A 1600-nucleotide genomic window follows, 5' to 3' on the forward strand; every position below is an offset into this window, starting at 1 on the left:
TTGATTGGGACTGGAGCCTTAACTGGTTTTGCGATCGCTAATCAATTCTCTAACAAAGTTCTCGCCCAGCCCCGATTCTCTAATTATCCCTTTAGTTTGGGTGTTGCTTCCGGTGAACCACTTCCAGATAATGTAGTACTGTGGACGCGTTTAGCCCCCGATCCGCTCAATGGTGGTGGGATGCCACAATATAATGTTCCAGTGCAGTGGCAGGTTGCTACCGACGAAAAGATGCGGCAAGTTGTCCGTAGTGGCACACAGATGGCTACTCCAGAATTTGGACACTCTGTTCATGTAGAAGTGCAAGGATTAAAACCTGCACGATGGTACTGGTATCAGTTTAGGGTGGGCAATGAAGTTAGCCCAATCGGACGGACTCGCACTGCTCCTAACCCGCGCGATCGCGTTGAGCGCTTCCGCTTTGCCTTCGCTTCCTGTCAAAACTGGGAGCAAGGATACTTCGCCGCCTACAAAAACATGGCTCAAGAAGATTTAGATTTGGTGGTTCACCTCGGTGATTACATTTATGAGGGAGCGCCAAGAGCGAATGCACTCCGACCTCATGAAGGTAATGGAGAGCCAGTGACAGTGGAAGAGTATCGCAACCGCCATGCCCAATATAGAAGTGACCCACACCTACAAGCAACTCATGCTGCATTTCCTTGGCTAGTCACTTGGGACGACCACGAAGTTGACAATAATTGGGCAGACGAAATCCCTCAAGACCCCGAAGTACAATCACGCCAAGCTTTTCTAGCTCGTCGTGCTGCTGCTTTCCAAGTATACTACGAACACATGCCACTGCGGGATTTTTCAAAACCTAGAGGCATTGATATGCAGCTGTATCGACGCTTAAACTTCGGTAACTTGGTTGAATTTAATGTTCTCGATACTCGTCAATATCGTAGCGACCAACCTTGTAACGACACTATTGAACCACGCTGTCCAGAAGCTTTTGATCCAAATGCCACTATGACTGGTACTGAACAAGAGCAGTGGTTGTTCCGCAATCTAGAGCGCTCTGGGGCACGCTGGAATGTTCTTGCTCAACAGCTTGTCTTTACCCAGCATGACTGGACAGCAGGCCCTGAGACTGCCTTTAATATTGATGCTTGGGATGGCTATGTAGCTGCCCGCAGCCGTATTCTCAACTTCCTTGCTCAACGTCAACCAGCCAACCCAGTTGTCATTACTGGTGACACACACTCCAGTTGGGTAAGCGACCTGAAAGCTGATTACAATAACCCTAACTCTGCTACAGTCGGTACTGAGTTTGTCGGCACATCGATTACCTCAGGCTTTGGCGCTAGTGACCGAATTGAGAAGGCTTTACCAGAAAGTCCCTGGGTAAAGTATTTTAATGGTAGACAACGCGGTTATGTTGTTTGTGACCTCAATCATCAACGTTGGCGTAGTGACTATCGACTACTGGCTCCATCTCCAGAGACTGGGCCTACTGTGCCTAACCCAAATGCCCCAATCATGTCAACAGTCTCGTTTGAATTGCCGAATCAAGGCAGAGTAAAGCGGGTTCAATAAGGGACTTCCAACTAAAAAAATATCCTATCGCGGTGTAGGTAGGGGGCAGGAGGCAGGGGGC

Annotated in this window: 1 protein-coding gene; it reads left to right on the forward strand. The window is 48.8% G+C overall.

Translation table 11 applies throughout. The features are described 5' to 3' along the window. Positions 1–1539 (forward strand): alkaline phosphatase D family protein (locus F8R90_RS15355; RefSeq protein ID WP_196511454.1); only part of this gene is annotated, 1539 nt, incomplete at its 5' end. Between the last annotated feature and the right edge of the window lie 61 nt (positions 1540–1600).

Source organism: Nostoc sp. NZL, from assembly GCF_015714705.1.
GTDB classification, from domain to species: Bacteria; Cyanobacteriota; Cyanobacteriia; order Cyanobacteriales; family Nostocaceae; genus Nostoc; species Nostoc foliaceum_A.